Origin of the sequence: [Clostridium] symbiosum (assembly GCA_036419695.1) — a bacterium.
Classification (GTDB): domain Bacteria; phylum Bacillota; class Clostridia; order Lachnospirales; family Lachnospiraceae; genus Otoolea; species Otoolea symbiosa_A.
In genome coordinates, this window is sequence record CP143946.1 from 2,455,850 (window position 1) to 2,474,782 (window position 18,933).

Annotated in this window: 17 protein-coding genes; 7 read left to right on the forward strand and 10 right to left on the reverse strand. The window is 55.5% G+C overall.

Annotated elements, in window-relative coordinates; genetic code table 11:
* Window positions 1-52: 52 nt before the first annotated feature.
* From V3C10_11340 to V3C10_11385, 10 genes are all read right to left on the reverse strand, one after another.
* A complete protein-coding gene (locus V3C10_11340; protein WVP64370.1) occupies window positions 53-1,129 on the reverse strand; it encodes a hypothetical protein in 1,077 nt (358 codons plus the stop codon).
* A 30-nt stretch (window positions 1,130-1,159) separates the two neighbouring features.
* Window positions 1,160-2,011 (reverse strand): hypothetical protein, encoded by an 852-nt coding sequence (locus V3C10_11345; protein ID WVP64371.1) that lies wholly within the window; start codon window positions 2,009-2,011, stop codon window positions 1,160-1,162.
* A 20-nt stretch (window positions 2,012-2,031) separates the two neighbouring features.
* Entirely contained in the window at window positions 2,032-3,927 is a 1,896-nt protein-coding gene (locus V3C10_11350) for a phage tail tip lysozyme (protein ID WVP64372.1), read from the reverse strand.
* A gap of 24 nt (window positions 3,928-3,951) precedes the next feature.
* Window positions 3,952-6,717 (reverse strand): hypothetical protein, encoded by a 2,766-nt coding sequence (locus tag V3C10_11355; GenBank protein WVP64373.1) that lies wholly within the window; start codon window positions 6,715-6,717, stop codon window positions 3,952-3,954.
* Window positions 6,638-7,078 (reverse strand): PrgI family protein, encoded by a 441-nt coding sequence (locus tag V3C10_11360; GenBank protein ID WVP64374.1) that lies wholly within the window; start codon window positions 7,076-7,078, stop codon window positions 6,638-6,640. The genes V3C10_11355 and V3C10_11360 overlap by 80 nt, the downstream gene beginning before the upstream one ends.
* An 18-nt stretch (window positions 7,079-7,096) precedes the next feature.
* The gene (locus tag V3C10_11365; protein ID WVP64375.1) at window positions 7,097-7,321 is read right to left on the reverse strand and encodes a hypothetical protein; all 225 of its coding nucleotides are present in this window, start codon (window positions 7,319-7,321) and stop codon (window positions 7,097-7,099) included.
* A 52-nt stretch (window positions 7,322-7,373) separates the two neighbouring features.
* Window positions 7,374-7,577: a hypothetical protein gene (locus V3C10_11370; protein WVP64376.1), complete on the reverse strand. Its 204-nt coding sequence runs from the start codon at window positions 7,575-7,577 to the stop codon at window positions 7,374-7,376.
* A gap of 119 nt (window positions 7,578-7,696) precedes the next feature.
* On the reverse strand, window positions 7,697-9,679 hold the full coding sequence (locus V3C10_11375; protein ID WVP64377.1) for a type IV secretory system conjugative DNA transfer family protein: 1,983 nt from the start codon (window positions 9,677-9,679) through the stop codon (window positions 7,697-7,699).
* A gap of 15 nt (window positions 9,680-9,694) precedes the next feature.
* Window positions 9,695-10,234 (reverse strand): hypothetical protein, encoded by a 540-nt coding sequence (locus V3C10_11380; protein WVP64378.1) that lies wholly within the window; start codon window positions 10,232-10,234, stop codon window positions 9,695-9,697.
* A 13-nt stretch (window positions 10,235-10,247) separates the two neighbouring features.
* Window positions 10,248-11,909, reverse strand: a complete 1,662-nt coding sequence (locus tag V3C10_11385) for a hypothetical protein (protein ID WVP64379.1) — start codon at window positions 11,907-11,909, stop codon at window positions 10,248-10,250.
* Between the two features lie 349 nt (window positions 11,910-12,258).
* Between V3C10_11385 and V3C10_11390 the strand changes: the two genes are divergently transcribed.
* From V3C10_11390 to V3C10_11420, 7 genes are all read left to right on the forward strand, one after another.
* Window positions 12,259-12,693 carry a sigma-70 family RNA polymerase sigma factor gene (locus V3C10_11390; GenBank protein WVP64380.1) on the forward strand — a complete coding sequence of 145 codons (435 nt, stop codon included), beginning with the start codon at window positions 12,259-12,261 and terminating at the stop codon, window positions 12,691-12,693.
* Window positions 12,680-12,889 carry a helix-turn-helix domain-containing protein gene (locus tag V3C10_11395; protein ID WVP64381.1) on the forward strand — a complete coding sequence of 70 codons (210 nt, stop codon included), beginning with the start codon at window positions 12,680-12,682 and terminating at the stop codon, window positions 12,887-12,889. Before V3C10_11390 ends, V3C10_11395 begins: the two co-directional genes overlap by 14 nt.
* A 15-nt stretch (window positions 12,890-12,904) precedes the next feature.
* Window positions 12,905-13,108: an excisionase gene (locus V3C10_11400; GenBank protein ID WVP64382.1), complete on the forward strand. Its 204-nt coding sequence runs from the start codon at window positions 12,905-12,907 to the stop codon at window positions 13,106-13,108.
* Between the two features lie 80 nt (window positions 13,109-13,188).
* Window positions 13,189-14,382, forward strand: coding sequence for a site-specific integrase (locus V3C10_11405; protein ID WVP64383.1), 1,194 nt, complete (start codon window positions 13,189-13,191; stop codon window positions 14,380-14,382).
* A gap of 352 nt (window positions 14,383-14,734) precedes the next feature.
* Window positions 14,735-15,736, forward strand: coding sequence for an aminopeptidase (locus tag V3C10_11410; protein WVP64384.1), 1,002 nt, complete (start codon window positions 14,735-14,737; stop codon window positions 15,734-15,736).
* A 53-nt stretch (window positions 15,737-15,789) separates the two neighbouring features.
* A complete protein-coding gene (locus V3C10_11415; GenBank protein ID WVP64385.1) occupies window positions 15,790-16,866 on the forward strand; it encodes a TAXI family TRAP transporter solute-binding subunit in 1,077 nt (358 codons plus the stop codon).
* 59 nt (window positions 16,867-16,925) lie between these two features.
* Complete coding sequence (locus V3C10_11420) at window positions 16,926-18,908, forward strand: TRAP transporter permease (protein ID WVP64386.1); 1,983 nt, start codon at window positions 16,926-16,928, stop codon at window positions 18,906-18,908.
* The last annotated feature ends 25 nt before the right edge of the window (window positions 18,909-18,933 follow it).

Below are 18,933 nucleotides of genomic sequence, written 5' to 3' on the forward strand. Positions count from 1 at the left end.
TGCCGAAAGACCGTCCCTTTTCGGTTGATGGTGTTGATTTCTCGGTAAGTGGTTAACTGCCCAAAATCTCCTTTGCCCAAGCGCCGGACTTTATGAGGGCGATGATGAGAAGAAATGTAATGGCAAGGAACTCAAGAAGTATCAGAACTGATGCCGAGGCCAGACTTGCTGTTCCACCGGCCGGAATCGAAATCAGGAATAGAATGGATGCGCCTCCCGTAACACCACTTGCAGTTGTCATTGTACTGAGGGCGAGAGGATAGATAACGAGAAGGAACATCATCACTGCACCGGCGAGGACGGCGGCTGCGAAATTCTTGAGAAATCCGATTCCCATCTGCCGGGTCTCATCGAATCCCAGAAGGGCTATTGGAATGGAGGAGAATGCCGCCATGGCGTAGATTTGCCAAGCACGGGCATAAGCGACGATGAATGCGACCATGTAGGCGACGACTCCTCCGATAACGCTAAGAATAGACGCGCAGAGCGTTAAGAAGCAACCTCCTATCGTAAGTTCATCCCAAGTGGAATCAGGAATGTTCGAAGTGGTAAGTTCACCATTGAAAAATCCTGTATTGCTCTGAGCGGTGCCGATTTCTGGAATGATGTTGTCAACGGCTATCTTGTAAATGGCCTGCATGATGTCGAGCGAATTGACAATGAACCAATGTATGAGCACGTAGACGACTGCGAGAAACACGATGTCTTTTACAGCTGGGAGGGTCGCGGTCGCGTCGATGCGTTGGCTGATTTTCACGAGCTGAACCAACATGAAGAGCGCAAGAATAGATTCCGCGATAGGAATTACAGCTGTCTGATGGATGGTCTTCGTGAGTTCATAGGTGCTAACACCAAGCAGGGAGTCGAATGGTGCCGAGAGCATGTCGGAACTGCCGATTTTCATGGCGATGTCGTTATACAAGTTGAATCCCCAACATGACATGTCGAGGAGCCATTCGCAAACCATATTCTTGAGATTTGTTCCGACTTCCCAAAATGGCGCTGCGTGAACTGGTTGAGGAAATAGCAGCGTGACAGATGCGGCGATTAGAAGGATGATGGCTGGATTGAGCCTAGTAGGGAGCCTTCTTTTGATACGGGTGATTGTCTTGTTTGTATTTTCTTTCATATCTCAATCCTTTCTGCTCCGTCATCAACACTACAACTCGAAGTCATAAGATTTGTCAGAAAGGCTGTATGTGATGGCGATAGAGACCGGGTTCTCAGTGTTAAGGGTGAAGTTGGTGGAGACAACGCCGGTCTCATAATCAATGACCGCAGTCTTCTCCCATGTCGCCTCGGTAGCTGATGGATAATGGACTGCGCACCACGTGCTAAGTTCTTCGATGAGTTTATCGGTGCTATCGTCGAGAAGTGTTGTTATCTCGCTATTCAATCCCTTGATGCTGATGTCTTCGACAGTTTCGACCCTTTCATAAGGGGTATCTTTTTGGGCGAACATGGATGTGCTCTTGATGGTTGAGATGACGGAGGAATCATCTTTGTCGATGTTTCCACTCACATCCTGTACAGCAGACCCTTTTCCATCCGCATAAGTCACGATATGAGTACCTGTGTCTGTGTCAAAGACGATAGTGCGATATGTTCCACCATAACCGTCTCCTGTTTTTTCCATACGAGTGATGGCATAGCTATGGGTGTTGGACTCACCGTTCACAGACTCGGTATACGAATCTCGGGAGAAGCGAAGTGAGTAACGACCACCTCCCGCAGACCATACGGAAGCTGAAAGAGTGTCGATGAAGTTTTTTGTCTCATCATCGTAGTTGCTGATGGCTTCTTTCTGTTCCTTAGATAGAGGGGTGTCGGTATTATCGGAGGCATTTCCCTTGTCTCGTACCTCATCTGTCTGTACGGCTGCTTCCTCCGCACGATGCTTAGCCACGTTGATGGCGCTGACGGCGGAACATCCAATGAACACGATGAGCATGAAGAGTAGGATGATAGCCCCTTTTTGATGCTCTCTGATGAATGTTTTAATGCTCTCCATTTGTATTTTTTCTCCTTTTTTTATCGCCAATCCCAAGGGTAACCGCATACAATCCAACCTCTGCCGTTCTGGGAGACCCACTCAGAAAGAGGTATGGTTCGAATGCCAGAGTTTACGCTGTCCATGACCATACCGTCACCGATGTAAATGCCCACATGGCCGTATGTATTGCCTGCTGCGGTATTTGAACCAAACTGTGCTGACACCAGCATCCCAACCTTTATTTCTGATAAGTCCGTTGTTGCACGTGAGGGATAATAGCTTGCGCCATATCCTTGATGGCCTAGAACACTGTTACCGTTTCCCCATACCTGATAACCAGCGGCGCGATAAACATTGCTGGTCCATGTTGCGCACAAGGAAGCACCAGGCCAGCTGACGCGATTGCACGCATCTACAATGTCCTTCTGCCATTGCTCGGCGCTGACATAATCTTGACCGCCGCCAATTGGACCGGTATTCAATTGGGCGAGAAAGTTTCGGGCGTATTCGAGCCTCTTGTCGAGACGAGACACATCATCATTGTAGCTTTTTCTACTACCCGGTCTTTCATGGCATGCCATGAAAGAATATGTGGCGAGTTCAACATCGTTGGAGGTTTTCATTTCCTCGCCATTTCGATAATAGTCGCTACCGAAACGAGGCTCATATCCATCTTCGAGTTCATAATATGTTTCCGCGAGGGCATCATACCAATCCCCAGCGAAATACCCAGTTCCGAGTTCGCCCGAAAATGACCACTCCATCTGCGCGGATACCGAGTTCCATATCTTGCCGGTATTGGCACACCAGCGAAGGAAGTTGTTCTTGTTGGAGCCGGTAAGCTGTATTAGACCGAACGAATCGGTTCCATATCCGTCATCACCAGACGTTCCCGGATTCATTGATGATTCTTGCTGCATATTTCCAAGAATCGCCGCGATGCCTTCGTTTGAATAACCGTGACCTTTTAGGTATGTGGCGACCTCTGCTGGGACGCCACTCAAGCTACCAATACTTTTCTTTTCCATCTCATCATTAGCGCCACCGCCGAGAATGGCTGCCAACAAAATGAAAATCAGGAGGAACCCGATAAGGAGGAGAACGGCAGGCGAGCTAATGGCAGCAAAGAAACCGCCCTTCGAGCCTGACGCGATGAGGTGGAAACCACTTTTCGCTGCACTGGCTGTTTCTTTAGCCATCTGCACATTATGCGCAGAGGTATAGACGTTCCTCTTGAAGTACCCTGCGGCCTGAGCCTTGCGCTTCGCCTCGACCGTGTTTGCTACCTTCTTCGCGGATTTCTTCTCGGAGAGCTTGCCGAGGCTTTTGTCCGATGATAGGGGGTCCTTGCCGCCGAGGTGCTTTTTCACGCCTTTCGCGACGTGGTAGCCGACCCTCGCTCCGTCATAGACGTTATCCATGCCCTCAAGTTCTGAACCTTGGAGGGTATCGCTCACCGCACCCCTTGCGGCTGCCTTACCGGCACCTTTCACCGCGCCCTTGATGTCGAGGGACCCGGACTTACCGCTGATGCGCCTGCCGATGGCGCGACCGGCGCGGTACGCGCCCTTTCCGCTGTTGTAAAGGTCATCAGCGCCCTCAAGTTCGGAGCCTTCCAGAGCGCTATGGACGGCGGCGTGAACCATGGCGGCGGCGCTGGCCTTTCCGGCCTTGCCTTTTGGGGACGCCCCGCCAGATGCGGAACCGGTCTTGCCGTTCCTTCCATTGGTGACGGCGGCGAGGGCGGCACTGGCGGCACCGCCCGTTGCTGCCTTCTTGCCAACCGAGTAGAGACCGCTCTTCAACGACTTCTCGCTCTTGTCGGCGCGTCCTACTATTCCGGTGTTGACGGCATCCGTCATTTCCGTCTGCAACACGGATTGTGACATGGCTTGTTTTTGGCCGGATGTCGATACGAAATCAGAAGGCTTCATTGACGTTCACCGTCCTTTCCCGGCTTAGATAACTTTGCCGTCCTTCTTCTTGGAGCCGATTTTCAGCTCCTTTGTCTCGTTGGGGTTCGTGCTGAACAAGTCATAGAGCACGTTGCCCGACGGGAACTTGCCGCGAATCGGCACTCGCGCGTTGCCCGCGATGAGCAGGCCGTCACCGGCCTCGGCGGACTCGTCGATGCACTCCTCCTCCTGCTCGGAGAGGTTCAGCAGCTCCACCCAACGCATGCGGTCGAGCGGGGACTGCTTGAGAAGCATGATGAAGTCGGCGTTGAGCACGATGTTCTGCGCGGCCTCGTTGTTGAGCATCGCCACCGCGTTCTGGGTGATGCCCGTCAGCAGCAGGCCGAACTTGCGCCCCTCGTTGGAGAAGCGGGAGAAGTAGTTGAGCACCGTCGGGTAGGCGAAGAGCGACTGCATCTCCTCGACGTAGAGCCACGTGCGGACGTTGCGCTTCGCGTTGAAGTACATGCGGTTTCGCACGGCCTCACAGACGTTGATGAGGGCGAAGACCAGCATGGAGTCCGGCAGGTCCTTCAAATTGAAGTCCACGATGCGGGTGTTGAAATCCACGTTGGACTGGCGGTTGAAGAAGTCCATGGACCCCTTGACGAAGCGCTCGTAACGTAGCGCGATGGTCTGCGCCTGATGCTCGGGCTGCTCAAGGGCGATGTCGTAGAAGTCCTGCAATGTCGGAGGGAGACCGTCGCCGCGCTCCTCGGCACGCTGGAACGCAAGCTCCACGCAGCGCTGGATGATGGACTGGTCAACCTCGGAGAGGGACTGACCGGACTCGGCTGCGGAGGCACCCGCCTGCGCCAGCATCGCGTCGATTTTGAACGCGATTTGCTCGGTGCGGGGCATGTGCTCCACGGACACCGTGTCGAAGGGGTTCAGGAACGTGTCGGTGCCAACGCCGAAGTGGTAGGTGGTGCCGCCGTAGCGCTCGGCAATGGCCGTGTACTCACCGGCGCGGTCGATGACGTAAATCTCGTCCGTCGGGTTGGAGAAGATGGTGCCGGTCATCTCGGTCTTGGTGAACATACCCTTGCCCGAACCGGTCTTGCCGCAGACGAAGCCCATGGGGCTTGTCAGGCGCTTGCGATTGCACATGACGAGGTTGCGGGAGTGCTTGTTCTGGCCATAGTAGTTTCCACCGGCATCGTCAAGCTCCTGCGTCGCGAAGGGCACGAGGATGGCGACCTGCGCGGTGGTGAACATGCGGCTTATCTCGACGTGGTTGTGGCCGAGGGGCAGCACGGAGTTGAGGCCCCGGCGCTGCCGGTAGTCGTAGGTGTCCACCTCGATGGAGTTCTGGCGGGCGGTTGAGATGATGCGCATGACCTGAGCGTCGAGCTGCTGCTTGCTCTCCGCGTAAGTGTAGATGAGGCCGGTGAAGACGTAGAGGCGCTGGTTCTTGTTCTGCAAGTGGTCAAGAACGTCCTCGGTCTCCTCCTTGGAATACTTGAGTTCCTGCGGCAGGATGGAGAAGTCGTAGCCCTTGTTCACGGCGCTGCGCTGCTCCTCGATTATCTCCTTGTCAATCCACGCGCTTCGGGTGCGGACGAAGTTGATGGCCTTGGACTTGTCCATTGGCTGCACGAACCATGTGACCGCCATGGGGAGCGGCAGGTCAACGATGTCGGCCAATGCGCGGTCGGAAAGCTCGGAGCCGAACTTCTTCATGACAAGGACCTGACCGTACACGCCGTTGTCCAGCTTGAAGCAGTCGTTGAACATGCCGTCCGGTCGCCAGTCAATTTGCGTCGGGGCGATGCAGTCCTTGGTGGTCTGCACGCGCTTGGCGGAGATGTCCTTCTGGTAGTCGAAGTAGAACGGCTTGTAGGGGTTCAGGAGCGAGTGGATGACAGATAATCGCTGGGTGCCGTTCATCAGGTGGGCCTTGGACCCCATGGAGTTTAGGATGCGGCTGGATTCCGTCTCGATGCGGGAGAGCTGGCGTGCCGCGTCGTCCGCCGTCTCGGCGGTGACCGAGTAGGTCAGGTAGCGGTTGCGACGTATGTTGGACACGCCCTCGCGCACCTTGTCGTTCAGGATGTCGTTGAACACCTGCGCGTCATTGCGGGCGGCGTCGTTTCCCTGACGGGCGACATCGAAGAACTTCCGGTTGCCGACCTCCTCCTTGAGCAGCGGCGTGTTGATGACGCTCATCTGGACCAGCGTGTTCGCGCCGAACTGGTCGTACAGGCGCGTGAGTGCGGAGAACATGGATTTCTGCTGCTCGTCGCGCACGGAGTGATAGCTGGTGTCAGAGAAGGAAATGGAGGAGGAGAACAGACCCTCCTCGACCTCGCAGATGCCGTCTTGGTACATGCGGTTGTAGCCGATGTAGTTCACCACGTCCTTCGCACCCTCGCGTTTGCGGCGGGCATCCGCCGTCTTCGAGGTTAGTTCCTTGTCGCGGTCCTTGAGCTGGGACTTCACGGACGTGTAGCTCTTGCGGGCCTCTTTCTCGGCCAGCTTCGCCTCCTTCTTGAGGCGTGCTACCTCCCGCTTTGCCTGCCTCTTCTCCTTGCGGGACATCTTCTTGCCAGCAACGGTGGGAGCACCGGCGAAGGAGCCGAGCGCCGCCACATCGACCGAGCCGTTATCGGCGTCCATTGGGCGGTCGTTGCCGAAGCCCTCGCCGGAAGTGTGGACGAAATCTTCGATGTCGAAGCCTGCGTCGGTGTCACGCGATGACATGTCCGGCTCGGGGGGAGTAGGATTCGATTCCCTTGAGGCTGCATTGCTTTCGATAGTGTTTTCCATAGACCCTTCCTTTCTTTACGTTCTTCCCATCGGGTGAAGCGATGAGACCGCTGAGTTGCATAGAGGGAACGTAGAAGATGCGCTCCACACCGAAGTTCGCCTTGAGCCAGAGTGCGGCGAACTGCTCGAAGGGCATGCCCTTCGGACGGATGAAGCCGCAGCACCAGAACGGGAGGCTCACGGCGTAGATGAGCATCATGTTATCGCCGACGTTCCAGCCCAACACGAAGTAGATGTAGAGGCCTGTGAGGACGGAGCAACCGAGCGCACCCGCGATTGAAGCGAGGGTGCGCCCGGTCATCTTGCCCACGACCTTTGGCTGGTACTCGGCGATGTCCTTATGTACCGCTACGGATAGCATATAGGCACCGCCCCTTTCTTAGAGTCCGCCAGCCCAACCGGTGTTGAGCTGACCGAAGTAGATGGCCGCACCCACGACGATGGCACCGCCGACAATCATGGCGATGGCACCGGAGAGCTGGCCGCCGCCGCCCTGCATGCCGTCTTTGATGGTCATGCCGAGGTTGATGAGGCCGAAGACGACGAGCACGCCGCCGAGGAACGTCACGCCCTGCGTGAGCATGTTCACTGCGTTATCGAGCATATTGGTAACTTCCTTTCTGATTTAGTCTATTGAGTGTCGGCATACACGTGGCCTAGAAGCCCGTGAAGCCGTAGATGGCCGCGAACCCGGTCACGGCGGCACCGGCGGCAATCATGGCGATTGCCTTCCTCAGTTCCCCGCCGCCAGCCCTAGCCCCATCTCGAAGGTTGATGCCCAGATAGATGAGGCCGAGGAAGATGACCGTGCAGCCTATGTAGGCGATGGGCTTCGCGGCGAGCCTGACGAGTTCTTCCAATGTCCTTTCACCGTCCTCTCCTTTCTTGCCCGTGAGCCGCATGCGCGGCGCAACGCGATAAGCAGATGCGCCGACGAGTCAACATAGATTATAACCGCTTGCGAAAGTGTCTCGGAAAATCACCGCTTCTCTCCGGTCGCGCTGTCATCATGGTCGTCATACGGTTCGCATCCGCCCTCCAAGTAGCGCTTGAAGTCGAAGGGCTTGTCGTGCAAGCGTTTGGGGTTGCGCTTGTCCACGATGTAGCAGTAGCGCTTGTGGGTGTGCGGGTCGAACTTGTCGTCCATGAGCGGGTTAGTACCCGCGATGAGCAGGATGGCCTTCCTGCGGCTCATCTTGCCGATTTCGGCTGCGTCGATGAGGTCGCGACCTTGGATTTGCAGGTTCTTGCCAGCGCTTGAGGACTGACCTGTGGACTCGTTGTAGGTCATCTGGTGGATGGTCTGCTTGCCAATCATCTCGGCAATCTCCTTGTTGGTGGAGTTCGACTTGCCGCCGAGGAACAAGGTGGAGTCGCAGCAGTCCACGATGGTCTGCGCCTTCTTGTCGTACTTCGATTCGAGCTGGGACATGGATTGCAGGATGATGGTGATGCCGATGTTGCGCGAGCGCGTGACGGCGATGGTCTCCTCAATCTGCGGGATGGTCCCGATGTTCGCGAACTCGTCGAAGATGAAGTGGACGGGAGTCGGCAGCTTGCCGCCGTAGTCGGTGAGCGCCTTGCGGCAGAGCTGGTCGATGCACTGCCACATCATGATGGCGAACAGGAAGGAGAGCGTCTTGTCGGTATCCGATAGGATGCCGAAGACCGCCACCTTCGCGTCCGGGTCGCCGAGGGTGTCAAGTTCCATCTCATCGTATTCGAGCAGGCTGCGCACACCGGCGGTGGCGATGGGAGCGAGACGCACGTTGCAGGAGATGATGATGGACTTGAGGGTCTTGCCCGCCGCGACCTTGAAGTTCTTGTAGTTCATCAAGGCGAAGTCCTCATCGGGCGACAGACCGCCGCAGTCGGCGGGACGCACACCGTCGGAGTTGCGCTTGAGGTTGGTCGGCTCCCACGACCAATCCGAGTCTCCGGTCGCATTGCCCGTCCCGAAGTTGCGGGAGAGGCCGGAGATGCCCATCGACGGCGCGGGAGCGCCGCCCTCGTTCGGGATGTAGCGCTTGCCCTCCTCGATTTGAAGGAAGAGCAGGTCGAGTGGCGACTTGAAGTTCTCGTCGTTCTCGCGGGCCTCGGCCATGGAGAGCAGCGTCAGCAGGCTCGACAGGTTGTAGTCCTCCGGCGGGAACCAGTCGCGCAGCAGCGCGATGAGGGAGGTGTACAGCATCTTCTCGGAGTTCTCCCAGAAGGGGTCTCCCGCCTTGCCGTCGCCGTTGGTGTTCATGATGTAGCAGTTGACGAACGACAGGATGTCGGTGTCCGTCTTCACGTACTTGAGCGGGTTGTAGTGCATGGACTCATCGAGGTTGATGGTGTTGAACGACTTCACCTTGTAGCCGTTGTCCGTGAACAGGAAACCCGCGTCTTTGAGGAGCGTGCCCTTGGGGTCGGTGATGAAATAGCTCGTGTTAAGCTGGCAGATGTTCGGGGTGACATAGTTGAACGTCTTGCCTGAGCCGGAGCCGCCCACGACCAGCACGTTCAGGTTGCGGTCGAGTTCGGGGTTGAACTTGGGGCGGTGCAGGGCGAGGCCGAAGTTCTGGGTGAAGATGAGGTTGTTGTCCTCCGTGGTGAGGTCGCGAAACTGCTTGCCCTCCTTGAGCGTGCCCCAGCGTGCCGAACCGCTCTCCTCACCGGCGCGGAAGTTGCCCACGAAGGCGACGTAGCGCAGCCAGAAGAGCCAGACGAGGACGCACATGGTCAGGCCCGCCAGCATGGCGTTGGGTGACATGTCGATGTGCGCCGGGTTCTCGGCGATGAGCGGCCACATGGCGGCGAAGCCGTCGCCCCAATGCTCGAAGAACTGGCCCCCGAACGAGGCTACGGCCTCCCAATAGCGGTTCCCGAGGTAGAAGCCCACACCTGAGAGCAGGGTGGTCACGAGGGCCGAGGTCGCGACTTTCTTGTTGATTTCAGGGTTTCCCTTGCCTTGAGCCATAAACGACCCTCCTTCCTAACCCTCGCGTCCCGGCAGGGCGCGGGAGAGCGAGACGGCGATGGAGGCGCGGGTGGTCGGCGCGGTGCCCTGTGCGAAGCGCTTGTAGCACCCGAGGCAGAAATCGTCCTCGGGTCGGATGCCGTTGGTGTCGCGGGGGCAGGTGCCGTCATTGCGCTCAAGTGCCGTCGGCTCCCAACTCATGGTGATGCCGTCCGCGCTGATGACGCGCTTGCAGCCCGACTCTATCTCGTAGAACAGGTCCCCGAGGTCTGTGACGGTGGAACCCGATGAGGAGGGACGCGCCGCGTCGAGGAGGGCCTTGAGGTTTCCGACTGTCCGCTGCTCCAATGAGCACCAGTCGCGCAGGTATCCGAGGCAGGCGTAGAGGAGCTGCCTCGCGCTCTTCTTGAAAGCCGCGTCCCCGTCGCACTCATCGCGCAGGACGCTGGCGCTTATCACCGCATCGGCGATGGCCTCGATGTCGCTGTCAGATTCCATGGCCTGCAAGGGGTTCGTCGCAAGGCGCTCCGGCAGATACTCGTTCATGTTGGTCATATCAGGCTCCCTTCTAGCGCTCTTGCTGGAACTTGTCGGAAATGTCGCGGTCGGGGTAGTCGTTGGTCTGCGAGAGCTGCTTGCTCGCGGCGCGGCACTCCTTGGCCTGAGAGTTCAGGTCATACTTCTCGCGGCTACGGTCGGACTGCTCACGCACCATGGAAGGTGAAACCTCGGTGCCGTTCTGCTCGCGCTCGATGCGCAGCGTGTTCACCATAGTATCCATGCCATCATGGGACTCGATGCCTTGATTGATGTCGGGAGTCGAGCCGTTCATGTCGAGGGAACCATCGGTCACCTGCGGTTCACGCGAGTCCTTGACGTTTTCCAACGACGCCCCATGACTTGGACCGTGGTCGAAGAACTCGATTCCCAGTTCCTCCGGTGCATGACCGGGAAAACGCGTCTCGACGGCCTTGATGACGTCCTGCTTGTGCTTCACATCCACAAGGAACCCCATCTTGCCGTCAGGACGGTCATACGTCTCGATGCCGTGCTCTTTAAGGTCGCCGCGCACCGCGTTGCAGATGAGGTTCAGGTCCTTCTGCGGGGGAACGACCTCGTGGGCGGTCTCATTAGCGGTCGGCTCCTTGGGCGTGTTCTTCTCGAACCAGTCGTGAGTCACATCGCACTTGTACCTGTCCCGGAGGGTCTTCGCTCCGACGGCCCAGTCCATCAGACCGTCCTTGTTTGGTCCACGGTCGAGGATTTCACCGTTCTCATCACGACGAGCTTCGTAGAACATCAACTCGCCATTCTTGCCTTCCGTGACACCGATGTACTCCTTGGCAAGGAGTTCCTTGAAATCATCGAAATCGCGGCACTGTTCGCGGGCGTTGAGCACCTTGTCGCGTATACCCTCGGTGTGGTTATAGGTATCGTTTACGCGGTCATCATATGTCTGCTCGGGAAAATCCGCTGCGCGAGACTCCTGTTCGATTATTCTTGCCTTGACCTGATAGGGTTCACCGACGCTTTCGACAATGAAGTCCTCGCCGGTTGCCTTTCCGACCATATCGGTAAGCTCATCGTGAGTGTAGCCGGAGAAGAACACCTCGGAGTCCATATCGAGGTCAGCGGTGTCCTGTTCTGAGAACGTTCTGACTTCGACTTTATCTGGCGTATCGGTGAAGCGAATCGCCACGGGGATAAGCGTGACATCACGTAGATTAAGCTCTATGCCATCCACATTCGGCAAATCCGGTAGATTTTTGATGGGCTTAAGGCTTTTGAACACATCCTGCGTCACAGGTTTCCCATTTGCAATCAACTCGGAGATTTCCCCGCATTTGAGATTGGTCATGACCTCGGAGAATTGCACGGTGCATTCCCGCACCTTTTGAAGGTCATCTTTGGCAAACTGGACATACCCATTGCCATTGTCATCGGTCATCGCTGCGGCATAAGTGCCGTTCTCGCGCACAACCTGTGCGAAATAGGCCGCATCGGTCGAGTTTCCAAATGGCATGCAGATATGCTCGCGAGAAGCCATGACCTCGGCCTTTATCGCGGCCTCTTCTTTCGGCATGCCTTCTTCTTCGAGCTTCGCCTGTTGCCAATCGCGGATGGCTGACTTGAAATACTCATTTAGGATTAGGCCAATCGCTTTTTCACTGTATCTAGTGATGTTGCGAAGAAGCATATCGCCTACATCGTCTCCAAAATCTTGCGCCATGGTCATCTTCCTTTCTACTTGTTGTGGACGCAGTGGGGAAGCGGATGGCCCGTAACCCCATATGCCGCATTATATCCGAGCACCCTATCTGTGCCCCGCATCCCTTACACGCAGACCGTTGGACGAGTTGCCAACAAGAGGGTGAAGCTGGGGCAGATGATGCGTATCGGATGTCGTCAGTCGCCATTTGTGATAATCAATGGCAAATGGCGCTCAAATCTTTCCAGTCCCGTGTGATGTCTGGATGTAAAGTATCTCTACAATTTCTACATATATGTTCTTCTGAAAAGCTATTTTCTCGGCAAACTGCATGGTCGTATCGTGTTCCTTGTAGAAAGGAGGAATCACGATGATTTCAGAAGAAGAGAAGATGGCAGCCGTCAAGATGTTTTGCGCCTATTGCAAGAGGACGCTTCGAAACGCGAGGACGGACATCATTCGCAAGCAGGCGCGTGAGGCGCGATGGGAGACCGTGTTCTCCGACATGCACGAGAGCGAGCTGAACAGGCTGGCCTCACCCGATGACCTCATATCGGAGGAGGTCGTGTTTGAGGTGGTCGGTCGGGAGGTCGTGGTGATGGATACCGTTCTCGCCGAGGCCATCCATGGCCTCTCCAAAGGCGACCAAGCCATCGTCCTGCTCTACTACTTCGCAGAGTGGACGGACAGGCGCATCGCCGAGGAGCTTGGGTGCCCTCGCTCCACGGTCCAATTCAGGCGCTCGAAGGCGCTCCTCGCGCTGAGGGCGCGTTTAGAGGAGGTGATTGGTGATGATGAGCTATGAGGTAATGGTCGCGGCGGTCTCAGGCGACCCCGTTGCCATGCAGAAGGTCCTCGCCTATTTCGACGGCTATATGGACCAGCTCTGCACGCACGCCTTCCTCGATGAGTTTGGGCGCGTCGAGTACGGGGTCGATACCCTGAGAAAGACGCAGCTCCAAGGAAAGCTGCTCGCCGCGATGCTGCGGTTCGAGCCGTGATGAGGAGGTGGGCGCATGGGTGCGAAGGACATACCCGTATGGGAGAAGTACACGCTCACCATCGAGGAGGCGGCCCGGTACTTCCGCATAGGCGAGGGCAAGTTGCGCCGCCTTGCCTCGGAGATGCCGCCGCCTGACTGGGTGGTGATGAACGGCAACCGCGTTCAGGTCAAACGCAAGGCGTTCGAGCGGTTCATCGACGCGACGGACGTGATTTAGATGATGAAAAAGAGCCTTGGTTATGCTATAATAGCAGTAGCATACCAAGGCTCTTTCCATATGGAAGGAGCGATATATGGATGTCACAGAAAAGACGAGACAACAAGAATAGGATACTGAACACCGGCGAGAGCCAAAAGGCCAACGGCCTCTATGTCTTCAAATACACGGACGGGGACGGAAAGCCGAAGTTCATCTACTCATGGAGACTGGTGGAGACCGACAGGCTCCCTGCCGGTAAGAGGCCGTGCAGGCCGCTGCGCGAGAGGGAGCGCGAGATACGCCGTGACCTTGAGGACGGGATAGACCCCATCGGCAAGAAGATGACGGTCAGCCAGCTCTACGCGAAGTTCACGAGATGCCGCCTCGACGTGCGCGAGGGGACGGAGAGGTCGAGGGCGCAGCTCAAGCGATTGCTCTTCGAGGATGCGATAGGCTCGCGGGAGATAGGCGGCGTGAAGCCGTCCGATGCGAAGGAATGGGCGCAGCGCATGAAGTCCAAGGGCTTCGCCTACTCCACCATCTCCAACCACAAGCGGTCGCTCAAGGCGGCGTTCTACTTGGCGATAGCCGATGACTGCATACGCAAGAACCCGTTCGATTTCAAGCTCGCGACCGTCATCAAGAGGGACGTGACGGAGAGGGAGCCGCTGAGCCGGGAGCAGGTGGACGCGCTGCTCGGTTTCATGCGGTCGGACGCCGTCTATCACAGGTACATCGACGAGGTGGTCATCCTCCTCGGGACTGGGCTGCGCATATCGGAGATGTGCGGGCTGACCGAGGCGGACATCGACCTGACGAACAGGGTGATTTTCGTGGACCACCAGCTCGCTCGCGCGGACGGCGGGGGATACCGGGTCGATGAGCCTAAGACGGAGAGCGGCAGGCGCTACATCTACATGACCGACGAGGTGATGGCCGCGTTCGAGCATGTCATGGCATCGAGGCCGAAGGCGAAGCCCCTGAACGTCGATGGGCGAACGGGCTTCATCTTCCTCAACAGGGACGGGCTGCCGAGGGTCGGCGGCGATTACGACCGGGTGTTCAGGGGGCTGAGAGGCAAGTACGCGAAGAAGGGAAAGATGGAGCTTCCCGATGGCATGACACCGCATACGCTGCGCCACACGTTCTGCACGGAGATGGCGAAGGCCGGGATGAACCCGAAGGCGCTGCAATACATCATGGGCCATAAGGACATCAAGATGACGCTCGGGTACTACGCCCATATGGACGGCTGCACGGCTGCGGAGGAGATGCGACGCGTCGCGGCGTAGCAAAAACGCGTTTTACTACTCGTTTTACTACTCACGGCCATCAAGATGCGCCGGGATTCGCCAAGATACGGGAACTTCCCCAAAAGGCGAAAAAGCCGGGAACGCCCTTGGAATCGGGCTTCACCGGCTTTCGGGAAGTTATGGGAACATGTTGGAAAATATCGCGTTGATTTATAGAGAATTGGCATTATGATAAACTTATAACAGATACTATATTAATGTTTGTCTGAATTGTCGAAATAAAGAAGCGAAATAGATAAGGACAGTGATAAAACTGTTTTTATAGATACGCCGTTGAATTCCGGCGGGAACGGTAACTGTAACACACATCACTTCAAGAAAAGGAGAGACTATGGAAGACAACAGAATCATTGAATGTATCGAGAGAGCGCACTACATCTTATCAAATCTGATGGCAGTGAAGCCGGGAGAAGAGGTTCTTATTGCCATTGACCCGCAGACCGACATGCGTATGGCGAACGCCATGGCGGCGGCAGCCTTGATGTGCGGAGCAGAGTATAATGTAAGCATGATGCCAATCCGCGGAAAAGACAAAGCAACGATTTTCCCGAAGACACTGGAACTGGCTATGGAGGCCTGCGATGTATTCGTCGGCATGACGACGGCATCCGGAGCAGCTATCTATAACAACCGCTTAAAAGAACTGATGAATGAGAAGAGGCTGCGTGAAGTATCCATCTGTTTGAGACACATCGACAATTTCACAAGAGGCGGAGCCCTGGCGGATTATGAGGCGGTTTATGCGGACGGCGTAAAACTGCAGGCAATCTGGAGAGGCAAGAAGAACGCCCATATCACAACACCGGCCGGAACCGACCTGTATATGGAGATGAACGACATGGAACCCATCATCGAATGCGGCATTGCCCGCAATCCTGGCGATGCAATGGCGTGGTCGGACGGAGAAGTATCTTTAGGACCGGTAATCGGAACCACCCACGGAAAACTTGTCATCGACGGGCCAATCTGCTACTATGGCTGTCCGACCATCCCAGTAGAGCTTAAAATCGAAGAAGGACGCATCGTAGAGGTGGTAGGCGGAGACGCTAAGATCTGTAAAGAGATCCGCCGCCAGATCGCGGAAGTAAAAGACAGCGACAACATCGCGGAGATCGGAATCGGTTTAAACCCGGCCTGTATGTTCAACGGAGACTTTGAGGAAGAGAAGAAAGCAAGGGGAACCTGCCATATCGCAATGGGCAACGGCTTCTACTATGGCCAGCCGGCACGTTCCACGGTACATATCGACATGGTGCAGTATAACCCGACCATCACCTTTGACGGCGAATTGATTGTAAAAGACGGCAAAATGGTCTGCCTTGGCGAAGAGTAGATCTTGGGAACGTCCGTCATGATATAACCATTAACGAAAGAGGAGGATAGTGTATGGAGAAAATGAAGAAAATTTTGAGTATTGTCCTGGCTATGGTTTTAATACTCACGATTACAGCCTGTGGTTCCAAGACACCGCCGGCCGCGTCGGAAGGGGGCGGGGAGACAAAGCAGGAGCAGGCGGCGGAGAGTGAAGCCGCACAGCCCGCAGCTCCCAGCGGTAAAACAGTTGCCATGATTATGGGAAGCGGCTCCTCGGGAGGAACGTACTTTGCCCTGGGCGGAGCCATGGCCAGTGCGATGAACAAGAGACTCGAAGGTATTTCTCTGGACTCCCAGGCCAGCGGAGCTTCGGTGGAAAATCTGAATATGATAGACATTGGGGAATTTGATCTGGGCATCGCCATGAACGCTACGGCAGACGATGCATGGAACGGCCGCGGTGCATTTGCAGATACGGGAGAGATCCGAAGCTTCCGGGCCATCGGCGTTGTTTACCACGAGGTTTATCAAATCGTTGCCAATGCAAGCACAAATGCGAAATCGGTTACCGACCTCAAGGGACTGAAGGTTGCAATCGGACCTACCGGTTCGGGTACGGCCGGAACCTCTGATCTGGTTTTTAAAGCCGCGGGTATTGATGTAAATAAGGATATCCAGCCGCAGCAGGATGGGTTCGGAGACGCCGCCGTAAAGATGCAGGACGGGCATATCGATGCCTCCTGTGCAGTTCTTAATGTGCCTGCCTCATCCATCGTGGAGATGACAACATCTATGGATCTGGCTTATATCAGCGTCAGCGATGAAGAGATCGAGAAGGTTCGGGCGGAAGCTCCTTACTATGAAAAAATGGTGATTCCGGCGGGAACGTACAGCAATACCGAGGATTTCCAGACGATTACATGCCAGGCCGTGCTTTACTGCCGCGCAGATCTGGATGATGATACGGTTTATAACATAACAAAATCTTTCTATGAAAGTGCGGAAGAAATTGCGGCCGCTCATCCGGCCGGAAATGATATCAGCCTGGAAGGCGGACTTGCGGGTATCACTACCGCGGTTCATCCCGGCGCCGCGCGTTTCTATGAAGAAAAGGGCATCGCTGTGGATTCCAGCCTTCTGATCGATTAAATTCCTGCAGTTGAATGTAATGACACTTTGAGCATGGCATTTAAGTACAGGAGGTAGGAATGTATAAAGAAGACACAACCATTAAGCTTGATGAACAGGAAGTCAACAGCGAAGAAGTCATGACCCAATTTGACAAAGAGTCGAAGTTTCGCCGCCTGAGCGGAACTCCGGCAAAAATTGTATTTGTCATTGCAGTAGCCTGGTCTGTCTTCCAGCTTTATACGGGACTTTTCGGAACATTCCCTTCCACCCTGCAAAGGGCACCCCACGTGGGAGCTGCAATGGTTCTGGCTTACCTGCTTTATCCAATTGACGGAAAGCCAAGCAATAAGATCCCGTTCTATGATTATATTCTGGCGGCGCTGGCATTTGCCTGTTCTGCCTACCATATTGTATTTTATAATCAGCTGCTTCTGCGGGCGGGCCGTTTTACAACGATGGATATGGTAATCAGTATTTTAGCCATTCTGCTGTTGTTGGAAGCGGCGCGGCGTGTGGCCGGACTTGTCATTGTCTGTGTCGGCAGCGTGTTCCTGTTATACGCATTATTTGGTAATCACCTTCCGGGATTTTTGTTCCACCGGGGCATGACGTTAAAGCGGTTAGTCTGTCTGGAGTGGCTGGGAACAGAGGGAATCCTGGGCTCACCAATCTATGTTTCATCGTCATTTATATTCCTGTTCCTTGCGTTTGCCACCTTTTTAAAGGCCAGCGGCGTGGGAGACTGGATGACGGGTCTGGCCATGGGCGCCTGCGGCGGAAGCGTGGGCGGACCGGCGAAGGCGGCCGTTGTGGCCAGCGCTTTGCAGGGAACCATCAGCGGCAGTTCGGTGGCGAATACGGTAAGCACCGGTTCGATTACAATACCACTTATGAAGAAATCCGGCTATAAGCCTGAATTTGCCGGGGCGGTAGAGGCGGCGGCCTCGACCGGAGGCCAGATTATGCCCCCGATCATGGGAGCGGCTGCGTTCATTATGACGGAGTACGTTGGAACGAAGTACGGAACGATAGCCCTGGCGGCATGTATACCGGCGCTGTTATATTTTACCGGTATTTTTACAAATGTACATTTTGAAGCGGTGAAAAACGGGCTGTTGGGAATTCCCAAGGAGCAGAGGCCGGAGGTCCGTCATCTGCTGAAAACCGGCTGGTACCGGGTGGCCCCTATTATTGTCATCGTAGCGCTGCTGGTTATGGGCCGTTCGGCGATGAATGCGGCCATGTACGGTATTATCTCATGTCTGATCATCTGGGTGATTGAGATCGTCCGTCAGACCGGAAAATTTAATGTACTGGACTTTTTGAAAAAATTTGTCTTCTGTCTGGAAGAGACGGCCAGAGGCGCCATCTCCGTAGCTGTGACCTGCGGCTGCGCCGGCATTATTGTCGGTGTCGTCACGGCAACCGGGCTGGGGCTTAAGATGGCGAACGGAATCGTGGAACTGGCGGGCGGAAGCCTGATCATGACAATGATATTCACGATGCTGTGTTCCCTTATTCTAGGAATGGGCGTGCCGACCACGGCCAATTACATCATACAGGCAACGATTTCCGCACCGGCGCTGGTAGCCCTGGGGGTTCCTGCGATTGCCGCCCACATGTTCGTGTTCTATTTTGGAATCGTGGCCGATATTACGCCGCCGGTTGCTCTGGCCGCCTTTGCCGGGGCCGGTATTGCAAAGGCGAATCCGATGAAGACAGGATTTAATGCATTCCGGCTGGGATTTGCCGCTTATCTGGTACCGTATATCTTTGTGATGAATCCGGTGCTGGTTTTGGTCAATCCGGGTTGGAGTACGCCGTTCTTTATTCTGATGGTAGCAAAGGCGATTATTACGGCAATCATTGGCATGATCGGAATTGCCACAGGCTTTACCAGGTATTTTCTCATACCTTGTAAATGGTGGGAGAGTATTCTGCTGGTAATCTGCGGCGTCCTTATGGTAGATGCGGGGAATGTTACGGATCTGATCGGAATTGCACTGTTTGCTGTGATTATCGGAATGCAGTTAGCCAGAAGAAAGAGGCAGACAGCTTAATGTAAGAGACAGGTCTGAATGGGTT

Bases quoted from the DNA above. Each gene is read 5' to 3' on its own strand.
- V3C10_11340 (WVP64370.1), bottom strand. From the start codon at position 1,129: ATGAAAGAAAATACAAACAAGACAATCACCCGTATCAAAAGAAGGCTC.
- V3C10_11345 (WVP64371.1), bottom strand. From the start codon at position 2,011: ATGGAGAGCATTAAAACATTCATCAGAGAGCATCAAAAAGGGGCTATC.
- V3C10_11350 (WVP64372.1), bottom strand. From the start codon at position 3,927: ATGAAGCCTTCTGATTTCGTATCGACATCCGGCCAAAAACAAGCCATG.
- V3C10_11355 (WVP64373.1), bottom strand. From the start codon at position 6,717: ATGGAAAACACTATCGAAAGCAATGCAGCCTCAAGGGAATCGAATCCT.
- V3C10_11360 (WVP64374.1), bottom strand. From the start codon at position 7,078: ATGCTATCCGTAGCGGTACATAAGGACATCGCCGAGTACCAGCCAAAG.
- V3C10_11365 (WVP64375.1), bottom strand. From the start codon at position 7,321: ATGCTCGATAACGCAGTGAACATGCTCACGCAGGGCGTGACGTTCCTC.
- V3C10_11375 (WVP64377.1), bottom strand. From the start codon at position 9,679: ATGGCTCAAGGCAAGGGAAACCCTGAAATCAACAAGAAAGTCGCGACC.
- V3C10_11380 (WVP64378.1), bottom strand. From the start codon at position 10,234: ATGACCAACATGAACGAGTATCTGCCGGAGCGCCTTGCGACGAACCCC.
- V3C10_11385 (WVP64379.1), bottom strand. From the start codon at position 11,909: ATGGCGCAAGATTTTGGAGACGATGTAGGCGATATGCTTCTTCGCAAC.
- V3C10_11390 (WVP64380.1), top strand. From the start codon at position 12,259: ATGATTTCAGAAGAAGAGAAGATGGCAGCCGTCAAGATGTTTTGCGCC.
- V3C10_11395 (WVP64381.1), top strand. From the start codon at position 12,680: ATGATGAGCTATGAGGTAATGGTCGCGGCGGTCTCAGGCGACCCCGTT.
- V3C10_11400 (WVP64382.1), top strand. From the start codon at position 12,905: ATGGGTGCGAAGGACATACCCGTATGGGAGAAGTACACGCTCACCATC.
- V3C10_11405 (WVP64383.1), top strand. From the start codon at position 13,189: ATGTCACAGAAAAGACGAGACAACAAGAATAGGATACTGAACACCGGC.
- V3C10_11410 (WVP64384.1), top strand. From the start codon at position 14,735: ATGGAAGACAACAGAATCATTGAATGTATCGAGAGAGCGCACTACATC.
- V3C10_11415 (WVP64385.1), top strand. From the start codon at position 15,790: ATGGAGAAAATGAAGAAAATTTTGAGTATTGTCCTGGCTATGGTTTTA.
- V3C10_11420 (WVP64386.1), top strand. From the start codon at position 16,926: ATGTATAAAGAAGACACAACCATTAAGCTTGATGAACAGGAAGTCAAC.